At 70.7% G+C, this 21,218-nt stretch carries 20 protein-coding genes; 5 read left to right on the top strand and 15 right to left on the bottom strand.

Annotated features, from left to right (window positions below):
• Positions 1-18 precede the first annotated feature (18 nt).
• Entirely contained in the window at positions 19-360 is a 342-nt protein-coding gene (locus E1298_RS03080) for a DUF1330 domain-containing protein (RefSeq protein ID WP_131889191.1), read from the top strand.
• A gap of 6 nt (positions 361-366) precedes the next feature.
• On the opposite strand, the gene E1298_RS03075 is transcribed toward E1298_RS03080, so the two are convergent.
• Entirely contained in the window at positions 367-708 is a 342-nt protein-coding gene (locus E1298_RS03075) for a cupin domain-containing protein (RefSeq protein WP_131889190.1), read from the bottom strand.
• Positions 709-720: 12 nt separating this feature from the next.
• On the bottom strand, positions 721-3,459 hold the full coding sequence (locus tag E1298_RS03070; RefSeq protein WP_131889189.1) for a helix-turn-helix transcriptional regulator: 2,739 nt from the start codon (positions 3,457-3,459) through the stop codon (positions 721-723).
• 556 nt (positions 3,460-4,015) lie between these two features.
• On the opposite strand from E1298_RS03070, the gene helR reads away from it, so the two are divergent.
• A complete protein-coding gene (gene helR / locus E1298_RS03065; protein ID WP_131889188.1) occupies positions 4,016-6,205 on the top strand; it encodes an RNA polymerase recycling motor ATPase HelR in 2,190 nt (729 codons plus the stop codon).
• A 50-nt stretch (positions 6,206-6,255) separates the two neighbouring features.
• On the opposite strand, the gene E1298_RS03060 is transcribed toward helR, so the two are convergent.
• Entirely contained in the window at positions 6,256-7,164 is a 909-nt protein-coding gene (locus E1298_RS03060; protein WP_131889187.1) for an alpha/beta fold hydrolase, read from the bottom strand.
• Complete coding sequence (locus tag E1298_RS03055; protein WP_131889186.1) at positions 7,161-8,441, bottom strand: MFS transporter; 1,281 nt, start codon at positions 8,439-8,441, stop codon at positions 7,161-7,163. The genes E1298_RS03060 and E1298_RS03055 overlap by 4 nt, the downstream gene beginning before the upstream one ends.
• A gap of 131 nt (positions 8,442-8,572) precedes the next feature.
• On the opposite strand from E1298_RS03055, the gene E1298_RS03050 reads away from it, so the two are divergent.
• The 3 genes from E1298_RS03050 (at position 8,573) to E1298_RS03040 (ending at position 10,779) form a co-directional block, all read left to right on the top strand.
• Positions 8,573-9,025 (top strand): winged helix-turn-helix transcriptional regulator, encoded by a 453-nt coding sequence (locus tag E1298_RS03050; protein ID WP_131889185.1) that lies wholly within the window; start codon positions 8,573-8,575, stop codon positions 9,023-9,025.
• A 414-nt stretch (positions 9,026-9,439) separates the two neighbouring features.
• Positions 9,440-10,102 (top strand): DUF4360 domain-containing protein, encoded by a 663-nt coding sequence (locus E1298_RS03045; protein WP_131889184.1) that lies wholly within the window; start codon positions 9,440-9,442, stop codon positions 10,100-10,102.
• 20 nt (positions 10,103-10,122) lie between these two features.
• Complete coding sequence (locus E1298_RS03040) at positions 10,123-10,779, top strand: DUF4360 domain-containing protein (protein ID WP_131889183.1); 657 nt, start codon at positions 10,123-10,125, stop codon at positions 10,777-10,779.
• A 78-nt stretch (positions 10,780-10,857) separates the two neighbouring features.
• Here the strand turns inward: E1298_RS03040 and E1298_RS03035 are convergent, their stop codons facing one another.
• The 11 genes from E1298_RS03035 to E1298_RS02985 all read right to left on the bottom strand — a co-directional run bounded on the left by E1298_RS03035 (position 10,858) and on the right by E1298_RS02985 (position 21,213).
• On the bottom strand, positions 10,858-11,346 hold the full coding sequence (locus E1298_RS03035; RefSeq protein WP_207944407.1) for a pyridoxamine 5'-phosphate oxidase family protein: 489 nt from the start codon (positions 11,344-11,346) through the stop codon (positions 10,858-10,860).
• Positions 11,347-11,515: 169 nt separating this feature from the next.
• On the bottom strand, positions 11,516-12,514 hold the full coding sequence (locus E1298_RS03030) for a zinc-dependent alcohol dehydrogenase (protein WP_131889182.1): 999 nt from the start codon (positions 12,512-12,514) through the stop codon (positions 11,516-11,518).
• Between the two features lie 10 nt (positions 12,515-12,524).
• Positions 12,525-13,610, bottom strand: a complete 1,086-nt coding sequence (locus E1298_RS03025; RefSeq protein ID WP_131889181.1) for an alanine racemase — start codon at positions 13,608-13,610, stop codon at positions 12,525-12,527.
• Entirely contained in the window at positions 13,607-14,434 is an 828-nt protein-coding gene (locus tag E1298_RS03020; protein WP_165975268.1) for an amidohydrolase family protein, read from the bottom strand. Before E1298_RS03020 ends, E1298_RS03025 begins: the two co-directional genes overlap by 4 nt.
• Complete coding sequence (locus tag E1298_RS03015) at positions 14,431-15,300, bottom strand: IclR family transcriptional regulator (RefSeq protein WP_131889179.1); 870 nt, start codon at positions 15,298-15,300, stop codon at positions 14,431-14,433. Before E1298_RS03015 ends, E1298_RS03020 begins: the two co-directional genes overlap by 4 nt.
• Complete coding sequence (locus E1298_RS03010) at positions 15,297-16,898, bottom strand: N-acyl-D-amino-acid deacylase family protein (RefSeq protein WP_131889178.1); 1,602 nt, start codon at positions 16,896-16,898, stop codon at positions 15,297-15,299. Before E1298_RS03010 ends, E1298_RS03015 begins: the two co-directional genes overlap by 4 nt.
• Positions 16,895-17,335, bottom strand: a complete 441-nt coding sequence (locus E1298_RS03005; RefSeq protein WP_131889177.1) for a RidA family protein — start codon at positions 17,333-17,335, stop codon at positions 16,895-16,897. The genes E1298_RS03010 and E1298_RS03005 overlap by 4 nt, the downstream gene beginning before the upstream one ends.
• A complete protein-coding gene (locus E1298_RS03000) occupies positions 17,332-18,339 on the bottom strand; it encodes an ABC transporter ATP-binding protein (protein ID WP_131889176.1) in 1,008 nt (335 codons plus the stop codon). The genes E1298_RS03005 and E1298_RS03000 overlap by 4 nt, the downstream gene beginning before the upstream one ends.
• The gene (locus E1298_RS02995; RefSeq protein WP_207944406.1) at positions 18,336-19,361 is read right to left on the bottom strand and encodes an ABC transporter ATP-binding protein; all 1,026 of its coding nucleotides are present in this window, start codon (positions 19,359-19,361) and stop codon (positions 18,336-18,338) included. Before E1298_RS02995 ends, E1298_RS03000 begins: the two co-directional genes overlap by 4 nt.
• A complete protein-coding gene (opp4C, locus tag E1298_RS02990; RefSeq protein ID WP_131889175.1) occupies positions 19,358-20,257 on the bottom strand; it encodes an oligopeptide ABC transporter permease in 900 nt (299 codons plus the stop codon). Before opp4C ends, E1298_RS02995 begins: the two co-directional genes overlap by 4 nt.
• Positions 20,254-21,213, bottom strand: coding sequence for an ABC transporter permease (locus E1298_RS02985; protein ID WP_131889174.1), 960 nt, complete (start codon positions 21,211-21,213; stop codon positions 20,254-20,256). Before E1298_RS02985 ends, opp4C begins: the two co-directional genes overlap by 4 nt.
• Positions 21,214-21,218 lie beyond the last annotated feature (5 nt).

Raw genomic sequence — 21,218 nt, 5'->3', positions numbered from 1 at the left:
ACGGAACTGGGAGGAATCATGACGGCCTACGCTATCGCGCATCTTCGTGACCCGGACGAGGTCCATCCGGAGGTGCTGGAGTACATGGAGCGGATCCAGGCGACGCTGGACCCGTTCTCCGGCCGCTTCATCGTCCACGGGGGAGCGGTGGATGTCCGCGAGGGCGACTGGCCCGGGAGCGTCGTGATGATCGAGTTCCCGTCGGGGGAGGACGCGCGGGGCTGGTACGAGTCGGACGCCTACCAGGCGATCCTTCCGCTGCGGGCGGACCACCTGGAGGGCGAGGTCATCCTCGTCGAAGGCGTTGGGCCCGACCATGATTCGGCCGCGATGGCCGCCGAGATCAGGAAGGGGCTCTGACGCACGTCACGCGGTGGCGTCGTAGTTGAAGCCGAAGGCGCGCGCACCGGTCTCCGTACGGGGCCGGTGGCTCGTCTTCGGGCCGAACGCGACGTAGGTGCCCGGGCCGTGGGTGCGGTCGCCCTCGATGATCTCGCCGCTGACGACGAAGTACGCCTCACCGTAGGTCTCGTGGACGTCGAGGTCCGGCCATTCGGCGCCCGGGGCGATGTCGATCACCCACGTCCTGATCCCCGGCATGCCCGGGAGCATCCGGACATGGACGCCGGGACCCAGCTCGATCGGCGGGACGCCATCGACGTCCACGGGGAGTATCTGTCCAGGTAGCACCTGTTCCGGAGTGATCATCGGGTCACGATCTCACAGTCCTTCGCGATCGGCGAGATCCCTGAGCTCGCCCCGGGAGGCGACGCCGAGCTTGGGATAGGACTTGTAGAGGTGGTAGCCGACCGTCCGGTGGCTGAGGAAGAGCCGCGCGGCGATGTCGCGGTTGGACAGGCCCTGCGCGGCGAGCCGGACGATCTGGAGCTCCTGCGGGGTGAGGCCGGCGGCCGCGCCTTCGGCGGACCTGGGCCCCAGGTCCTTGGCGCCGGTCGCGGTGAGCTCGCCGCGGGCGCGTTCGGCCCACGGCCGCATGCCCAGCCGGTCGAAGATCTCCAGGGCGTCCTTCAACGACCCGCGTGCCTCGGCCTTCCGGCGGGCCCTGCGCAGCCATTCGCCGTAGAGCAGCGCGGTCCTGGCGTACTCCAGCGCGCGTCCGTCCTGGTCGTGCAGTTCGAGGGCCGCCGTGTAGGACGTCTCGGCCTGGTCGTCGTCGGCGAGCAGCCCGCGGCAGCGCAGGACGAGCGCGTCCGCCCACGGCTGCTGGACCGACCCGGCCCACCGCTCGAAGCGCGCCAGAGGTCCGGCGGCGCGTTCCGGCGCCCCCACGCGCACGGCCGATTCCACCAGGTCGGGGGTGGAACGGGTGGCGCAGATGTGGTGGCGCATCGGCTCGCGGGTCAGGCGTTCGAAGCGGGCGAGCGCGGCTTCGGCGCGGCCGAGGCCGAGGTCCAGCAGCCCGAGCGACCAGTGCGCCCACGGCGCGCCGGGGGAGATGGCCCCGGCGGTGGCCCCCGCGAGCCCCGCCTCGGCGTTGCGCCGGCAGTCCGCCTCCTCGCCCTCGGCCGCGTCGAGGTAGGCGAGCACGCTGCTGAACTGGCTGACCCACTGCCGCTGGCCGGTGGCGCGGGTGAGCCCCAGGGCCTCGGTCGCGGTGGCGAGCGCGTCCCGGTGCCGTCCGGTGAACACCTCGCCCTCGGCCATGAAGAACAGCACCGTCGGCAGCCGCCCGGCGCCGCCTCGGGCGCGGTGCTCGGCGGCGAGCGCGGTCGCCAGCTCGTAGGCGTCGGCGTCCTGGCCCAGCGCGAGTGCCGCCCCGCAGAGGATCATCAGCACCTGGTCGGGGACCCGGCCCCGCCGCCGCACCGCCGCGAGGGTGTCGCCCAGCGGCGGCGGCCGCTCCGAACGGCCCCGGTCGAGGTGGACGAGGTAGGGTCCCACCGGCGCGAGGGGGTCCGCGTCGTCCAACGGCAGCGCGGCCAGCCGGTCCAGCGTCGCCGCGAGCTGCCGTTCCCCCAGATACCAGGACGTATGGACGGCCTGGACCAGCAGCACGGCGGCCTGGCCCGGATCGGTGTCGCGGACGAGCCCGGCGCCGTCGGTCAGCAGCCGGTGCGCGGCGGGGTAGGCGCCCTGCCAGAAGTCCGCGAGCGCCCGCACCTGGGCGATCCGGGCGTTCACCGCCGGGGCCTCGTCCAGCCGCTGGGCCGCGCGGGCCCCCAGGGCTCTGGCACGCTCCACATCGCCCGCCTCCAGCGCCGCCTCCGCCGCCAGGGCCTCGCGGCGGGCCCTGGCGGCGGGCTCGACGCTCAGGCGGGCGGCCCGCTCGTACGCCGCCGCGGCCGCCTCGTGGCCGCTGCGTTCGCGGGCGCGGGCGGCGGTGCGTTCCAGCGCGGCGGCGGTCTCCTCGTCGGGTCCCGTGGCGGCGGCCGCCAGATGCCAAGCCCGGCGGTCGGCGTGCTCGGGCGAGCCGAGGGCGGCGGCGAGCGCGCGGTGGACGGCGAGGCGCTGGGCGAGCGGCGCCCGCTGGTAGACGGCGGCGCGGATCAGCGGATGGCGGAAGCGGATCGCGGCGGCGTCGGCGTCGCCGCGGAGCACCAGGCCGGCCCGCTCGGCGGGGGACAGGTCCTCGACGGACGCCCCCAGCGCGGCGGCGGCCCGCAGGATCACGGCGAGCTCGCCGGTCTCGTCGGCCGCCGCCACCAGCAGCAGGCTCTGGCACCCCTCCGGCATCCGGCTGACCTGGCCGTGGAAGGCCAGCCGCAGGCGGCCGGTGAGGGGGAGCGCCCCCGGCGAGAACGCGCTGCCTCCCTCGGCGGCCAGGGCGACCGGCAGCTCCAGCAGGGCCAGCGGGTTGCCGCGGGCCTCGGCGAGCAGGCGGTAGCGGACGGCGGGCGCGAGCGGATGCCGGTCGAGAAGGGCCGCGGCCGCCTCCGGAGCCAGCCCGGACAGGCGCGTTTCCGGGAGGCCGGGGGAGGGGAAGGAGCCCTCGCCGTCCCGCGCGGCGAAGATCATGACCACGCCCTCGGCGTGCAGGCGCCGGGCGGCGAACAGCAGCGCGTCCCGCGACGCCCGGTCGAGCCACTGCGCGTCGTCGACGAGGCACACCAGCCCCGTCTCGCCCGCGTGCTCCGCCAGCAGGGAGAGCACCGCCAGCCCCACCAGCATCGGCTCGGAGCCCGCCGCGGGCCCGAGCCCGAACGCCGCCTCCAGGGCCTCGCGCTGCGGGACGGGCAGCGCCGCGAGCGATCCGAGCGCCGGGCGCAGCAGCAACTGGAGCCCCGAGAACGGCAGCTCCGCCTCGAACTCGACCCCCGTACCGCGGATCACCCGCAGGTCCCCGGCCGCCGCGGCGGCATGGTCGAGCAACGCCGTCTTTCCGATACCCGGCTCGCCGCGCAGCACCAGCGACGAACTGGTGCCCGCACGGGCGCCCGCCAGCAGTTCGACGATCGCGTCCTCTTCGGGCTTTCTCCCGTGCAGTTCCCCCGCGCCCATGATCCCATCCTGACATTCGTCCGGGAGTGTCCCGTACGGGCAGGTCAGCACGCGGTGGAGCCGTGAGCCTGGGAGGGGGAGCCTGGGGGGCCGTCCGCATCGGACGGTCATAGGAAAGGGGAGTACCCACTCCTTTCCACTCTCAATCTATAGCGCACCGGGGGGCTTGCGGCAAGACCCGGGTCGTGCCGCACAATCGTCGGACCAAGGCCAGAACCTGCGGTAACGGGGGATACGGAGTGCGTGTGTCGTCGACGATCGGGTCGCGCGGGGGCGCGGTCCGTCCACCCGTATTGGGGAGGACGGGCGTGGGACCGATGAACGCGATCGACGCGCGGCCGCCGCTGTAAGCCGCCAGTACCCGCCAGCACCCGCCAACCCCTGATCTTGCCGTCCCGTGCACCCGGCCGCGCGGCGCTCGGTGCCCGGCGATTGCGCCTTGCCGCGCGCAGGGGTCGCGAGCGACGCCCTCTTCCTCAGTCACAGCAGAGTCCAGCCGCGCTCGTGAGCGCCGAACCGGACCTCACCGTACGTATCTCGGAACGGAGCCGATGACGTGAGTCCCCTGACCGACAGCGCGTTCGACCTTCCCGACCACCTCGCCCCCAAGGCCGACCCGGCGCTGATCGCCGACGATGAGCGGCACTTCGCGGCCATCGCGGAGAGCCTGGAGCACTCGATCGCCGACCTGTCCGACCGCCTCGACGCCGAGCGCAAGGCGCCGGGCGGTCTCGGCCAGAAGGCGCTGGACCGGGACATGGAGATCCACCGGCTGACCGGTCGCCTGCGCGCCCTGCGCCGCTTCGGTCTGGACCTGTGCCTCGGACGGATCGTCGGCGCGGACGATCCCGAGCCCGTGTACATCGGACGGCTCGGCCTCAAGGACGGCGCGGGCCGCCGGCTACTGCTCGACTGGCGTTCCCCCGCGGCCGAACCGTTCTTCGGAGCGACCCACGCCGACCCGATGGGGCTGGCGAGCCGCCGCAGGTACCGCTGGACCGGCGGCCGGATCAACGACTACTGGGACGAGGTGTTCACCTCGGACGGGTTCGAAGGGCACGCCGCGCTGGACGACCAGTCCGCCTTCATCGCCAGCCTGGGCGGTCACCGCTCGTCCCGGATGCGGGACGTGCTCAGCACCATCCAGGCCGACCAGGACGCCATCATCCGCGCGGGTTCCAGCGGCGCTCTGGTCGTCGACGGCGGTCCGGGGACGGGGAAGACCGTCGTCGCCCTGCACCGCTCCGCCTATCTCCTCTACTCCGACCCCCGCCTCGGTCACCGCCGGGGCGGCGTGCTGTTCGTCGGTCCGCACCAGCCCTACCTGGCCTACGTCGCCGACGTCCTCCCAAGCCTCGGAGAGGAGGGCGTGCAGACCTGCACCCTGCGGGACCTCGTCCCCGAGGGAGCCGGAGCACCGGTCGAGACCGATCCGGACGTGGCCCGCCTGAAGTCGTCCGCGAAACTGGTGAAGGCGATCGAGGCGGCCGTCAGGTTCTACGAGAGGCCGCCCGTCCAGGGCATGACGGTCACGACCCACTGGTCCGACGTCTGGCTGAGCGCCGACGACTGGGCCGAGGCGTTCGAGGCACCGGAACCCGGCACCCCGCACAACGAGGCGCGCGACCAGATCTGGGAGGAACTGGTCACGATCCTGATGGACAAGCACGACGACGACGTCTCGTCCGACCTGCTGCGGAAGTCGCTGCTGCAGGACAAGGAGCTGGTCACGGCCCTCAACAGGGCGTGGCCGCTGCTCGAAGCGACCGACCTCGTCGGAGACCTGTGGTCGGTGCCCGCCTACCTGCGGCTGTGCGCTCCCTGGCTCGGCCCGGACGACGCTCAGGCGCTCCAGCGCGCGGACGCCCAGGCGTGGACGGTGTCCGACCTGCCGCTCCTGGACGCGGCGCGGCAGCGGCTCGGCGACCCGGAGGTGTCCCGGCGCAGGCGCCGGCACGAGGCCGCCCTCGCCGCCCAGCGCGAGCGCATGGCACAGGTCGTCGACAACCTCATCGAGGCCGCCGCCGTCTCCGGCGCCGACGGTGACGACGGCGAGGGCCTGGTGATGATGCTGCGAGTCCAGGACGCGCAGAACACCCTGGTCGACGAGACCGCGCTCCCCAGCGCCGACCCGGACCTGCTCGCCGGGCCGTTCGCGCACATCGTCGTGGACGAGGCCCAGGAGCTCACCGACGCGGAGTGGCAGATGCTGCTGCTGCGCTGCCCGTCCCGGAGCTTCACCATCGTCGGGGACCGCGCCCAGGCCAGGCACGGGTTCACCGAGTCGTGGCGGGAACGGCTTGAGCGGATCGGGCTCGACCGGATCAAGCCGGCCTCCCTGAGCACCAACTACCGGACACCGGAGGAGGTCATGGCAGAGGCCGAACCGGTCATCCGGGCCGTGCTCCCGGACGCCAACGTGCCGGCCTCCATCCGCAGTGGCGGCGTCCCCGTCGTCCACGGACCCGTTTCGGATCTGGGCTCGATCCTCGACACCTGGCTCGCCGCGCATGGCGAAGGGACCGCCTGCGTCATCGGCGACCCCGCGTTCCGGGAGACGTCCCGCGTCCGTTCGCTGACGCCGGAGCTGGCGAAGGGACTCGAATTCGACCTGGTCGTCCTCATCGACCCGGAAACGTTCGGCGAGGGCATCGAAGGTGCGGTCGACCGCTATGTCGCGATGACCCGGGCGACCCAGCGGCTCGTCATTCTCACGAGCCCGAGCAGCTCGCCAGATAGCCGGTGAGAATGCTCTTTGGACGACCCGGCGCGCGCCGGGTCGTCCAAAAAGCGGCGTCAGTCCCGGCCGGGCCGGTGCAGGGCGCGGGGCAGGAAGTCGTGGATCAGTGCGGCGATCTCCTCCCGATGGGTTTCGAGCGCGAAGTGGCTCGCGTCGAGCAGGTGGAGTTCGGCGTCCGGAAGGTCGCGGAGAAAGGCGCGGGCGCCGTCGGCTCCGAAGATCTCGTCGTGCCTGCCCCAGGCGATGAGGGTGGGGGGACGGTGGGACCGGAAATAGGCGTGGAAGGCCGGATAGAAATCGAGGTTGTTCTGGTAGTCCCAGAACAGCTGTGCCTGGGCGTCGACGTTCCCAGGACGGTCCATCCTGAGGCGGTCGAGCGCCCGGTTGTCGGGGTTGACGCGGTCAAGCCGCTCGGCCGGGACACCGTGGGTGTAGGTCCAGTGGAAGTCGTCGCTGCTCAGCAGCTCCCGGACGGCGGGCAGGTGCGTCTCGCGGTCCTTCCAGTACGGGCGCAGAGCGTCCCAGAAAGGGGTGATGCCCTCCAGGTAGGCGTTGCCGTTCTGCACGATGAGGGCGGAGACGAGGCCCGGCCGGCGTTCGGCGATCCGCAACCCGATCGGGGCGCCGTAGTCCTGGATGTAGAGCGCGAATCGCTCGGCGCCGAGCTGGTCCAGCAGTTCGGACGTGACCGTCGCGAGATTCTCGAAGGTGTACTTGAATCGGTCCGGGGCCGGTGCGTCGGAGGCGCCGAAGCCGATGTAGTCGGGAGCGAGGACGTGATACGTGCCCGCCAGGTCTTCGATCAGCCCGCTGAACATATGCGAGGCGGTGGGAAAACCATGCAGCAGCACGATGGTGGGCGCGGTTCGCGCACCGGCTTCCCGATAGGCGACTTTGAGACCGCGCACCGTCGCGGTGCGATGGTGCACAGCCGCCGTGGCGTTCGAATGATTGTTGCTGGTCATGCCGGCCTCCGAAGGGAAAGGGACGGGGAACGGTGGTCCACCGCCGTTGCGGGTCGTCCGGCCCGGGGACGGCGCGAGGTCAGGAACTCGTCCAGCGCCCATATCGCCAGCGCCGCCGTGCCGTAGGCGGCCCCGAGCGCGCAGACCGCGCTCCATCCCCAGGCGCCGTAGACGGTCGTCGCGGTGATCGCGCCACCGGCGATGCCGACGGAGTAATAGACCATGTAGCTGCCGATGAGCCTGCTGCCCGCGCCGGGACGGATGTTGATGATCATGTTCTGGTTGGTCACGTGGAGGGCCTGGCCCGCGAAGTCGAGAAGGACGATGCCGGCGCCCAGCGCGATCAGCGAGTGCGGTGCCTGGGCGATCAGCGCCCAGGAGAGGAGGAAGAGGACGAGGGCGGACCCGGTGACACGCCGTCCGAGGCCGCGATCCGCCAGCGTCCCGGCGCGCGCGGCGCCGAGGGCACCGGCGGCGCCCGCGATCCCGAACAGCCCCACCTGGCCGCTCGACAGGTGCCAGGGCTCGGCGGTCAGCGGAAGCACGACCGAGCCCCACAGCGCGCCGAATCCGGCGAACATGAACAGCCCGATCAGGCTCCGGACACGGAAGGTCCGCTCGCGTGCGGTGAGCGTGAAGACCGAGGTGACGAGACGGCCGTACGAGACGTGCTGCCGCGAAACGAGGTCGCGCGGCAGCAAGCGCGAGAGGGTCAGGGCGAGCGTCAGGCTCATCAGCGCCGACACGACGTAGACCGAGCGCCACCCGAACGCCTCGGCGAGCAGACCGGACAGCGTTCTGGCCAGGAGGATGCCGCAGACGACGCCGCTGGTGACCACGCCGACCGTCCGTCCCCTGGACCGGGGATCGCTGAGCACGGCCGCGTACGCGACGATGACCTGGACCACGACCGAGAACAGCCCGACGACGCCGATCGCGATCAGGAACACGACGGGAGCCCGCGCCAGCGACACGGCCACGAGAGCCGCCGCGACGACCGTGCACTGCACGATGATCAGCACGCGCCGGTTCATCAGGTCGCCGAGCGGCACGATCAGCACCAGGCCGAGAAGGTAGCCGGACTGCGTCACGGTGTCGACGATCCCCAGGTCGGCCGGGGCGATCCCGAGGTCGTGGCCGATCCTGTCCAGGACCGGTTCCGCGTAGTAGATATTGGCGACCGACACGCCGCACGCGACGGCCAGCAGGAGCGCGAGGCCGGTGCCGATCCTCGCCTCCTGCGGGCTCTCGCCGGGCGGCGCATTGTCAGGTGTCATCGTTTCCCCAGTTCAGGGCAGGGCGAACCGGCGAGAAGGAGCGTGCCGTCCCCACCGCGTGGTAGTAAACTGAAACCAGTTTGGAGAGTACGGCGATCGGTTTCATTTTGCAACCACGAGAGGGCGGCGCCGTGGGCGAGACATGGACGGACCCGACCTGCCCGGTCGCGCGGACGGCCGACATCGTGGGCGACAAGTGGTCGCTGCTGGTCGTCAGGGACGCCTTCGACGGCGCCCGCCGCTTCGGGGAGTTCCAGCGCAGTCTCGGCGTCGCCAAGAACATCCTCAGCGCACGCCTGCGCAACCTGGTCGACGCGGGCGTGCTCCGTCTCGAACCGGCCTCGGACGGCAGCCGGTACCAGGAGTACGTACTCACCGACCGAGGGCGGGACCTGTTCGACCTGGTGCTCAGCCTGCGTCAGTGGGGCGAACGGCACGCCTTCGAGCCCGGCGAGCCGCACTCGTCCCTGGTCGACCGTGCCACCGGCGAGCGGATCCCCAGGCTCACCTACAGCACACCGCAGGGAGCGGCCGTGTCACCGGCAGAGGTGACAGTACGCAAAGTCGCCGCCCCACCGGAGTAGCGGCGCCCTGCCCCTGCCGTCCATGCCCGCACCGGCCGCCACCTGAAAAGGGGACGGCGGGGAACGAACTATGACAGCGGGGCGACCGTTTCCGGCCATTCCCCGATACGCGTCCTGCCTGCTCACGGCCCCGGCGGCGGCCGCGAAGCGCGATGGAACGATCCTTGTCAAAAGGTCGGTATTGACGCTCGATAACCGATGATCAAGTTGAACGAAGCGCCCTTGCTTGTCAATTGAACGCGGATCGAAATAGGTTGAAAAGCTGTGATTGACAACACTTGACACGAAAGTTACTCTCCGTTGAGATCCTGGATCTACAGTCATTGACTGTATCTGTTCAACCCAGATACCCGGCGCCCGCCCCTTCGGCCGCCGAAGAAAGAACGCGCCCACTCTCCAGCAAAGAGGAATCGCATGCGTAAAGGGATCGCCATTTCCGCCGCTGCCGCCGCGCTCGCCATGACCGCCGCGTCCGTCGCCCCCGCCGCCGCCGCGTCCGAGCAATTGCTCTCCCGCGGCCCCATCGGAGTCACCATCGAGATCGCGACCGTCAACGGCTCCGGATGCCCGCCCAAGAGTGCCGCGGTCGCCCTGTCGAAGGACAACGAGGCGTTCACCGTCACCTACAGCAAGTACACGGCCCAGACGGGTGGCGCATCGAGTCCCCCCGACGCCCGTAAGAACTGCCAGATCAACATGACCGTGCACGTCCCGCAGGGCTACACCTACGCCATTGCCTCGACGGACTACCGCGGCTACGCCTCCTTGCAGGCCGGCGCGAACGCCACCCAGCTCGCCAGCTACTACTTCCAAGGCGATCCGAGCACCAGGCAGTACTCGCATTCCCTGAACGGCCCCTACGGCAAGAGCTGGCAGTCCACCGACAAGGTGAACGTGTCCCAGCTCGTATGGAAACCGTGCGGCGAGGAGCGGAACTTCAACATCAACACGGAACTGCGAGTGGACCAAGGGACTTCCATCCCCTCAAAGGTCAGCCTCATCACCATGGACTCCACAGACAACACCATCAAGACGACCTACCACTACGCTTGGAAGCCCTGCCCTCCCCAAAAGTAGTCCTTGAAGGGGAAGAATCCATGCGCAAGGGAGTGACGCCTTCGGCGGCCTGCCTGTCCGCTCTCGCGCTGTGCGTGGGTATGGCCCCCGCGGCGTCGGCTGCGGCACCGAAAGAGCCCCCACCGGGACGGATCACCATTCAGGTCCTCTCGATGAACGGCTCCGGCTGCCCTCCTCACACCGCAGCCGTGGCCGCGGCTGAGGACAACACCGCGTTCACCGTCACCTACAGCGAACACACGGCACAGGCCGGCGGAAATTCCAGCCCCGCCGACCAGCGCAAGTTCTGCCAACTCGACCTTGGCGTCCATGTCCCGCAGGGCTTCACCTACGCCATCGCCGGCACCGATTACCGCGGCTACGCGAAGCTGGCCGACGGCGCGTCCGGGCTGGTACGCGCGGTCTACTACCACCAGGGCGTGTCGCGGACGACATCCGTCAGCCACACCATCCACGGCAAGTACTCCAAGAGCTGGCAGTTCACCGACCGCAACCCGGTCGCCGAACTCGTCTGGAAGCCCTGCGGCGAGGACCGCAACTTCCACATCGACGCCGAACTGCGCGTCGACGAGGGCACCTCCAAGCCCGAAGAGACCAGCTTCATCTCCTTCGACTCCACCGACAGCCGCTTTGGCACCGTCTACCACTTCGAATGGAAGCAGTGCCCCGGACACTGATCCGGTCGGCCGGGCCATGCCCCTTACGGGAGGGGCACGGCCCGGTCCTGCCTCCGGGTCGATGATTGTGAGATCGCCTCAGTCGACTGGGTTGTCCAGCCATCGGCCATCCCGCATGACCGTGCGCCCAACGAATTCGTGAAAGCCATTCCAGACCTGGATGCGCCTGGGGTGCAGGCGCAGGTAGACGAACATGCCCTCTGGGGAGGTACGGGGGTCTGTGGAAACCTTGGCGTAGCGCTCGGCGATGTCAGCGTCGATGTCGGGGACGTCCATGAGCGACGCGCTGGTATCGATCATGACGACGTCGGCGGTGTCGCCGAGAGCGACCCGCGCTTGCGGGTGTCCTTTGATGTTGGCGACAGTGCGGCTCTGAGTAAAGGTCGCGGTATACAGGGCCGAGCCGTCCCACACATGGGCCACGGGGATCAGATGCGCACCATGACCATTGCTGCCGGTGGCCAGCCACATCTGGAAGCCGGTTTCGAGCCGGTTTCGGGCATGGGCCCGCCGCTCGGCCAGGCTGCGCGGGACCGGGATCGAGGCGAGTTCTTGGTCAACATGCACGGTTTCCCCTTCACGTGGGTGTGAGTTCCCCCTCCCCTGCCGGGAGGGTGTGCCTCTTAGACGAACGGCGCCGCGCGCACATCGACACATCGCCGGACCGTTCCGGCTGGCGGCCTGACGCAGCGACGGCCCCGTTCGTCGGACTCGTCCCGCGTTGGGTGGTGCGGTGTCAGGGCCAGTGGATGACTGCGGCGAGGATGGAGCGGTCGCCGGTGTCCAGGCGATGGTAGAGGTCGGGCAGGCCCTCCGGGGGGATGCGGTGGGTGATGACGGGAGAGAGGGCGAGGCGTTCGTCTACCTGGCATTCCATCAGGTAATGGAGTGCTCGCTGGACGGACCAGCGGGTGATCTGGGAGCCGGGGCCTTCCCAGGGGTGGTTGGCGCAGCCGATCAGCCGGAGGTTCTCGTAGTGAAAGCGGGCTGGGAAGCTCAGCAGGCGTTCGTGCAGGGCGGTTCCGGTTTCTCGGGAGGGCGGGTCGCGGTAGACGCCGAGGACGCAGATGCGGCTGCCGGATCGGCATAGGCGGGCTGCGGTGTCCAGGCCGGCCCAGACACCGCTGGTCTCTACGACCAGGTCAATGCCCTGTGGGGAGGCAGAGAGGATCTCGTCCTGTAGGTCCGCAGGACGGGCGTTCCAGGTGTGCAGACCGAGCTCGGCGGCCAGGCCGAGGCGAGCGTCGTCGGTGTCCACCGCGTGGACGCGGGCGCCCGCGAGGGCGGCCACCAAAGCCGCGCACACGCCTACGACGCCCAGGCCGATGACCGCCACATTCTCGCCTGCCTGGTAGGTCCCGGCGTGCAGGCAGTACAGGCCGAGGCTGGCCAGGTAGGTCAGTACGGCTTCCTCCGAGGGCAGTTCAGGGGGCACCGGCACAGCTCTGTGGGCGGGCATGGTGGTGAGGCCACCGTGGGGCGCAGGGACGAAGACCCGGTCTCCTAGTTGAAGGCTCTGGGCTTGGCTGCCCTTCGCCGTTATGGTCCCGACGGTCAGGTAGCCGGGGCTTTCCATGAACGCGCTCGGGCCGGTGCGGTACGCGTGTAGTTCGCTTCCCGCGCTGACGGCACTGATCTCGGTGCGGACGGTGACCTCGTCGGGCGCGGGTTCGGGCGCCGCAAAGGTCTGGAGCTCCATCTGGCGTGGGGCGGTGAGGACCCATCGTCTGTTCACGGGGCGTTCCTTAGCGGCGGGCGCGGATCGGCCAGCGGTCGGTCACGATGCCGTCCTCGGTGACGTGGATGGTGCTCCACATGTTCACGGTGCCGCAGGCGTGGTTGGGCACCACTTGGAGTTGGTCGCCGACCTGGAGGCTGGTGCAGCCGGGGCCGGAGAGGTAGCCGTGTTCCTCGTTGGCAGTGTGGAAGGCCAGGTCGGGGGTGATGGTGCCGAAGCCGGTGCCGTGTACGGAGGCGTCGGAGCTCATCGCCTTGAGTCCGGCGTCGGTGATGGCGGTGCCGGGGCGGGGGGTGCTGACCACGGTGGTGAGCACGGTGAGCGCGCACCTGTCGGCGGTGGCGCTGCCGAGGGCGACCTGGTTGGCGTCGTAGTAGACGTAGGTGCCGGGCCGGGCCTCGGTGATGCCTGGTGCGAAGGGCGCTGAGTCGGCGCCGGGAGTGGAGCCGACGGAGACTGTTTCGCACCGGTGTCCGGCGTCGGTGAGGGTGCGGGCGACCTCGGAAAGTGTCGTCCCGGCTTGTCTTCCGGCGGTGCGGAGTTCGTCTCGGTCCGCGACGTGCCGGGCCAGGTGGCCTTCGTGGGTGAAGACGCCGCGCAGTTCGAGACCGGGAAGGCGGGCGAGAGCCGCTGCCAGGGCCGGCGTGCGGTCGGGGGCGACTCCGGCTCGGCCGAGCCCGGTGTCCACCTCGATGAGGTAGGGCACCCGGACGCCCGCCGCCGAGGCCGCTGAGGCCAACGGGGTCGCGGCTTCGACCGAGTCGAGGGCGACCGTGACGGTGCTCTTGGTGTTGGCCTGGACGGCGAAGCCGACCTTTGCAGGGCCGATCGGCTGGTGTGCCCAGAGCAGGTCCGGGACGCCGGCGTCCTGGAGCAGGGTGACCTCGGCCGGGGTGGCGCAGGTGAAGCCGATGGCGCCGTGGTCGAGCTGGAGCCGGGCCACCTGCAGGCACTTGGAGGTCTTGAAGTGCGGACGCAGCCGCACGCCCGCGCGATCGGTGAGTGCGGCCATGTCGGCGATGTTGCGGGTCAGCCGATGGCGGTCGGCCACCAGCGCCGGGGTGGGCAGCTCGTGCAGTGGCTCCCCGGTCATGTCACGCCCAGGAGTTCTCGGGTGTCGGTGTCGAGGAGCTGCTCCACGGTGGTCTTGGACACTCCGGGGTGGCCGGGGATCCGGATGTCGACGAGCGCGCGGAGCCCTTCGACGGCCTGGTCGGGGGTCCACAGCGGGTAGTCGGAGCCGAACAGCAGCTTGCCGGTGACGCCCCACTCCTGGGCCCGGGCAAGGGCGAGGAAACCGTCCAGTGGCCGGGCCCAGTTCGCTGAGACGTCGGCGAAGACGCGCCGGTGCTTGCGCAGCAGGATCAGGGTCTCGCGCTGCCAGGGATGGCCGAGGTGGGCGATGATCTGGGTGAGCCCGGGATGCCTGCGGGCCACCGCGTCGAGGATGAGCGGACTGCTCATCTCCAGGTCTCCGACGGGGCTGGGGGTGGCACCCATGTGCCAGAGCACGATCAACCCGGCCTGCTCGGCCGCCTCGTAGAACGGGTCGTGAGCCGGGTCGCGGGGATCGGAGTGCGAAAGCACCGGGTAGAGCTTGATGCCGCGCAGTCCGCGCCGGATCCCGTCGGCCATTTGTTCCAGCAGGTCCGGGTCGGCCGGGTCGAGGGCCATGAAGCCGACGGTGTCGGTCCGGGTGTCCTCGCAGAATCGGGCGACGTACTCGTTGGGGGTGGCGACCCCGGCGGCGGTGGCCCGGATTCCGAACACGAACGCGGTGCGCACGGGCCGCATCGCCCGGTCGTAGTCGTCGGGCCGGACGTCCGGCCAGCCCTTTCCGTAGACCGGGCGCCAGTGCTCCTCGAACTCGCAGCCCCAGTGCTCGGCGAGCATGCAGTGGGTGTGCACGTCGATCATTCGATCCGTCCTCTGCCCGCCACCAGGGAGTGCGAGAGGAAGCGGAGACCGGCCACCAGATCGGGGTCGGCCGTCATCGCCGCCGCAGTGGCGTTCAGGTGACCGAGATAGCCGGTACGCCGGTCGGCGCTGAACTCCCCTGAGGGTCCCGAGATGCTGATCGACGCGAGCCATTGCCCGTCGATCTCCAGTGGTACGGCGATGCATCGGAGCCCGACGCTGTACTCGTCGTTGTCGAACGCGTAGCCCTGGCGGCGCACCTTACGCAGGTCCTGGAGCAGCCCGTGCAGGTCGGTGATGGTCCGGGCGGTCCGGGCGGCGTACGGCTCGTCCGGCACATGCGCGGCCACCTCTTGCTCGTCCAGCCCGGCGAGCAGCAGCTTGCCCAGGCCCGTGCAGTAGGTGTCGGCGCGCGAGCCGCTGACGGCGGTGTAGCGGACGGGCCGGTCGGGCTCCTCCACGCACACGTGCAGGACCTGGCGGCCGTCCAGCACGCCGAGATTCGCGGTCTGCCCGCTGATCTCGGCGAGCTCGGTGAGACTGCCGCGGGCCGCGGAGGCCACGTCCAGCACCGAGAGGTACGCGGTGGACAGGCCGAGCACCTTGTGCCCCAGCCGGTAGGCGGGCCGGTCGTCGACCCTGACGACGTACTCGGTCTCAGCGAGCACCGCGAGCAGCCGCACCAGCGTGCTCTTGGGCAGCCCGGTCGTGTCGGCCAGGTCGTTGAGGGTGACCGGCTCGCGGGCCCGGGCCAGTTCTTCCAGTAGCGCCAGGCCGCGGGCCAGCGCATGCGCGTGGTAGTTGGCCGCGGCCGGGCGTGCGTCATCGACCGACGGAGGCCGGCTGGCCTTCGTGGGACGTGTCATGGGCGTGCTCCGATCTGTCCGTGGGCGCGCAGGACCATCCCGGTGCGCGCTGAGGTGTGTGTGCCGCCGGTGACGGCCAAGGCTCCGTTGACCATTACGACCTCGATGCCGGCCGGGAAGCGATGGGGGTCTGTGAAGGTGGCGCGATCGCCGATCGTGCCGGGATCGAGCACGACCAGGTCGGCCGCGGCGCCGGGGCGGAGGACCCCACGATCGGTCAGACCGTACAGCTCCGCGGGCAGGCCGCTGCTCTTGTGCACGGCATCTTCCAGGGTCAGTTCGCTCGAACCGGCGTAGCGGGCCAGCAGCCGAGGGTAACAGCCGTACGAGCGCGGGTGAGGGACCCCTTCGCCGCCGACGCCGTCGGGGTCGAGCGCGAATCCATCGGAGCCGATGGCCACAGCCGGGTGCCGCAGGGCCGTGCGCAGATCGTCCTCGGACCGGCCGAACGCGACCATGGACACCGCGTTGCCGTAGGCGGCCACCAGGTCCATGACCACGTCGTCGCCGGACTGGCCGCGCTCAGCGGTGAGCTCCGCGATGGTACGTCCGGCCGCCTCGCGATCACCTGATTCGGGGACGGAGCCGACCATGATGTCGTCCCAGCTCCAGAACGCGTCGGCCCACTCCCGGCGGATCCGCTGCCGTACGGCCGGGTCGGCCAGCCGGGCGGTCATCGCCGAGCCGCCGCCCGCGTGCGCCCATGCCGGGAGGAGCTGGGACAGGTTCGCACTGCCCGCCAGGTACGGGTAGACGTCGGCGGTGACCCGGGCGCCGCCCGCCCGGGCCTCGTCGATCATCGTGAGCGCCGCTGCGACCTTGCCCCAGTTGCGCCGTCCGACTGCGGCCAGGTGGGAGATCTGGACGCGACAGCCGCTGCTCCGCGCGACCCGCAGCGCCTGCCGCACCGATTCGAGGAGGTCATCGCCGTAGTCGCGTACGTGCCAGGCGAAGATTCGATCGTGTGCGGCGACCACTCTGGCGAGGGCGGTCAGCTCGTCCTCCGCGGCGTAGCAGAGCGGTGCGTACACCAGCCCGGTGCTCAGTCCGGCCGCACCGGCGTCCAGTGCCTCCGCGAGGTGCCCGCACATCCGGCTCAGCTCGGCCGGTGTGGCTGGGCGGTCGGCGAACCCGACGACCCCCGCGCGCAGCGGCAGGTGGGCCACCAAGGTCACGACGTTGACGCTCGGCCGGGCCCGCGCCAGGACGTCCAGGTAGTCCGCGAAGCCCTGCCAGGTCCATCGCAGACCAGGGTCGACGTCGATGAAGGCGATGGCCGCCCGCAGTGCCGCCCGGTCGACGTCGGCGATCAGCGGGGCGGCGCCCAGCCCGCAGTTGCCGACCACCTCCGTGGTCACCCCCTGCCGGATCTTGCTGTGCGCGGCCGGATTGCCGAGCAGGGCCAGATCGGAGTGGCTGTGCAAGTCGATGAACCCAGGGCACACGACGCGATCGGTGGCATCGATGACGCGGGCGGCCGGCCCCGCGACAGTGCCGACCCCGGTGATCCGGCCGTCCGACACGGCGATGTCCGCCCTGCGCAGCGGTGACCCGGTGCCATCGGCCACCAGACCGCCGGTGATGAGGAGATCGGTCATGCCCGCCGGCCAGGAGCATCGCTCACCAGGAACATCGCGTCGACCTCGACCGGGCTGCCGAGCGGGAGACCGGCCACGCCGATCGCCGCCCGCGCGTGCTTCCCCCGCGCTCCGAATCTCTCCAGCATCACATCGGTGGCGGCGTCGGCGACGAGGTGCTGCTCGCGCAGCCCGGGCGCGCTCGCGACGTAGACGGTGAGCCGCAGCACGGCCGTGACGGCATCGAGGCCGCCGAGTTCCGCGCGTACGGCTTCGATCACGTTCAGAGCGCACTGGCGGGCGCACTCGCCGGCCGTGGGCAGGTCGACCGTATCGCCCACCAAACCCTCGGCGATCAGCTCGCCATCGCGGGTCGCCACCTGGCCGGACGCGACGACCAGCCGCGAGCCGTGCGCGGCACGCACCGCCGCCACCGGAGGACGAGCAGTCGAGCTCATCGAGGCACCTCTTCGAGAACGTTGACGGGTTCGGGGAAATGACAGGCACTGGGATGACCTGCGCCCAGCCGGTCCGTGAGCGCCGGCTCCTCCTCCGCACAGCGCGGCTGCGCCTTCCAGCACCGGGTTCGGAACCGGCACCCGGACGGCGGCGCCGTCGGATTCGGTACGTCTCCGGTGAGCACGATCCGCTCCCGGGCGCCCCGGTCCGCCGGGTGCGCGATGGGCACGGCCGACAGGAGAGCCTGCGTGTAGGGATGGGAAGGCCGCTCGAAGATGTCCTCGCGGGTCCCGGTCTCCACGATCCTGCCGAGATACATCACCGCGATGCGGTCGCAGCTGTGCCGGACGACGGACAGGTCATGCGAGATGAACAGGTAGGCCAGGTCGAGCCGCCGTTGCAGCTCGGCGAGCTGGTTGACGACCTGGGCCTGAATCGAGACGTCCAGCGCCGACACCGGCTCGTCGAGCACGAGCAGCTTCGGGCCGAGCGCGAGGGCGCGGGCGATCCCGACCCGCTGCCGCTGCCCGCCGGAGAACTCGTGCGGGTAGCGGCCGGCATGCTCGGCGGACAGCCCCACCAGCTCCAGCAGCTCGGCCACCCGCTCGCGGCCGCCGTCGCCGTACCGCCGATGTATGCGCAACGGCTCCGCCACGATGTCGTGCACGGTCAGCCTCGGTGAGAGCGAGGAATAGGGGTCCTGGAAGACGATCTGGATCTGCTGGCGCAATGGCCGCAGCTCCGCCGGGCGCAGCCCGGACAGATCGCGGCCCTCGAACTCGATGCGCCCGGCCGTGGGTGCGAGCAGCCGTACGATCAGGCGTCCGGTGGTGGACTTGCCGCAGCCCGACTCCCCGACCAGGCCGAGCGTCTCGCCCCGCCGCAGGCTCAGGTCGACCCCGTCGACGGCTCGCACGGCACCGACTTGGCGGCGGAGCACACCGGCCCGTACCGGGAAATGCTTGACCAGCCCTTCCACCCGCAGCAGCTCATCCGGGTTCATCGGGCCATCACCTCCGCCTCCGCCGGTTCGCCGAGCTCATCGTGGTAGTGGCAGGCGCTGACATGCCCCGGCGCGACCGTCTGAAGTCGCGGCCGTTCGGATCCGCACCGGGTACGGGCGCCGCCCAAGGAGCAGCGCGGCTGAAACGGGCACCCGGGTGGCCGCGTGAGCAGGCTCGGCGGGCTCCCCGGGATCGGCCGTAGCTCGGTGATCTCCCCGGACAGCAACGGCCGCCCGGACAGCAGTCCCACGGTGTAGGGGTGCCGTGGGGCGTTGAACACCGTATGGACGTTCCCTTGCTCGATCACCCGGCCCGCGTACATGACCACGACCCGGTCCGCCAGCTCGGCGATGACACCGAGATCGTGCGTGATGAGCAGGGTGGCCGCCGAGGTCTCCCGCTGGGCGGTCCGCAGCAACTCCAGCACCTGGGCCTGGATGGTCACGTCGAGTGCCGTGGTCGGCTCGTCCGCGATCAGCAGCGCCGGATGGTTGGCCATCGCCATCGCGATCAGGGCCCGCTGCCGCATCCCGCCGGAGTACTGGTGCGGATACTCGCGGTACCGTGCGCGCGGGTTCGGTATGCCGACGGTGCCGAGCAGCTCCACGACGCGTTCACGGGCGGCGGCCCTGCTCATCCCGCGCTGGTGCAGGCGCAGGGCCTCGGCGATCTGCCGCCCGACCGAGATGACCGGGTTGAGCGCGGTCATCGGATCCTGGGAGATCAGTCCGATCTCCCGGCCGCGCAGGGTGCGCAGCTCACGCCGGGACGCCTGGAGCAGATCCTGGCCGCGGAACCGGATCTGCCCGGCGGCCACCCGTCCGGGCGGCCGGATCAGGCCGAGCACCGACAGCGCGGTCACGCTCTTGCCCGAGCCGGACTCGCCCACCACGCCGACGATCTCGCCGGGCGCGACGTCGTAGCTCACCCCGTCGACGGCCCTGACCAAGCCGTCCTCGGTGGGGAACTCCACGACCAGATCGTCGATGGCGAGCAGCGGACCCTCGACCGGGTGCTTCATCGGCCTGCTCCTCGGTTCTGCTTGGGGTCGACGGCATCCCGCAGGCCGTCGCCGACGAAGTTGACCGCGAGGACGGTCAGCGCGATCGCCAGGCCGGGGGGCACCCACAGCCACGGCATGGTCCGGATCAGCGTCAGGTTCTGCGCGTCGGTCAGCATGTTGCCCCAGCTCGCCTGCGGTGGCTGGACGCCGAGCCCGAGGAACGACAGGACCGCCTCCAGCAGGATCGTCTGGGCGACGAGCAGCGTGCCGACCACCGCGACCTGGCCGAGCACGGCGGGCACGATATGCCGTCTGATGATCCATCCGGTGTCCGCGCCGGCCGACCGCGCCGCCTGCACATATTCCTGCTCGCGCAGGGACAGGGCAAGGCCGCGAACCACCCGGCACGCGGTGGGCCAGTTGCACGCGGCGAAGACGATCACGAGCATCGGCACACTCGGCCCGAGGATGCCGGCCAGCACGATGATGACGATCAGCGCGGGAAATGACAGCACGATGTCGGCGATCCGCATGATCAGTGCGTCCAGCAGCCCGCCGATGGTCCCGGCGATGGCGCCGAGCACCAGCCCGGCCAGCACCGCGGCCACCGACGCGAGCAGCCCGACGGCCAGGGAGACCCGGCCCGCGTGGGCCAGCCGGGCGAACACGTCACGGCCGGAGGAGTCGGTGCCCAGCCAGTGCTCGGCCGAGGGTGGCTGCCGGAACGCCCCGAGATCGACGGCGTTCGGCTCGTACCGCGCGATCAGCGGTGCGCAGGCCGACAGCACGATGGCCACGATCAGCATCACCGCGCCGGCCACGGCGAGCCGGTTGCGCAGGAAACGGCGGAGGGTACGGGCCGCGGGCGAGCGCCGCCGGGCGGCCGGTGCGGCATCGGTCACCAAGGTCGTCATCGCAGTTCGATCCTCGGGTCGGCCACGGCGTAGAACAGGTCCGCGGCGAGGTTGCACAGCAGGACGAGCACGCCGGTGTAGAGCGCGAACCCGACGACCACGGGATAGTCGAGCTGTCCGATGGAACTCACCGCGAGCTGCCCCATCCCCGGCCAGGCGAAGACCTGCTCCAGCACCACCGCACCGCCGAGCAACTGCGGGATGTAGATCATCAGGACCGTGATGAGCGGGATCAGGGCGTTCCGCAGCGCGTGGCGGAACAGCACCCGCATCCGCCCCGCGCCTCGGGCCTCGACCGTGCGGATGTAGTCGGCGCTCAGCTCGGCGAGCATCCCGCTGCGCACGTACCGGACGAACGGGCCGGCGATCGACAGCGCCAGGATGGTGACCGGCAGGACCAGATGGCGCAGGGTGTCGGCCGGCCCGCCGCCGCCCGGGGTGGACATCCCCGCGGACGGCAGCCAGCCGAGCTTGAGCGCGAACACATAGATTCCGACGATGCCGAGAAAGAAGCTCGGGATCGAGATGGTGCTGAGGCTGAGCACCGCGGCCGTGTAGTCGACCGGCCCGTTCTTGCGTACCGCCGCCAGCACCCCGACCGGGACGGCGATCGCCAGCCCGATCAGCAGCGCGGTGCCCATGAGCAGCACGGTCGGGCCCAGCCGCTCGCCCAGCACCGTGGTGACCGGCCGTCCGCTGACATAGGAGAAACCCAGGTCGCCGGTGAGCGCGCCGCCCAGCCACTGGCCGTACTGGACCGCGATCGAGCGGTCCAGCCCCAGCTCGGCGCGCTTGCGGGCGAGGAACTCCGGGCCGCCGGCCTGGAGCTGCTCCGGATTGACCATCATCCGCACCGGGTCCCCGGGCGCGGCCCGGACCAGCAGGAACACACCCAGGCTGATGAAGAGGAAGACCAGGACGTTGACCAGCAGACGGCGGACTATGTACGCGATCACGGGCG

The sequence above is a fragment of the Actinomadura rubrisoli genome (assembly GCF_004349215.1).
GTDB lineage: Bacteria > Actinomycetota > Actinomycetes > Streptosporangiales > Streptosporangiaceae > Spirillospora > Spirillospora rubrisoli.
This window is presented reverse-complemented; position numbering and strand designations above follow the sequence as displayed.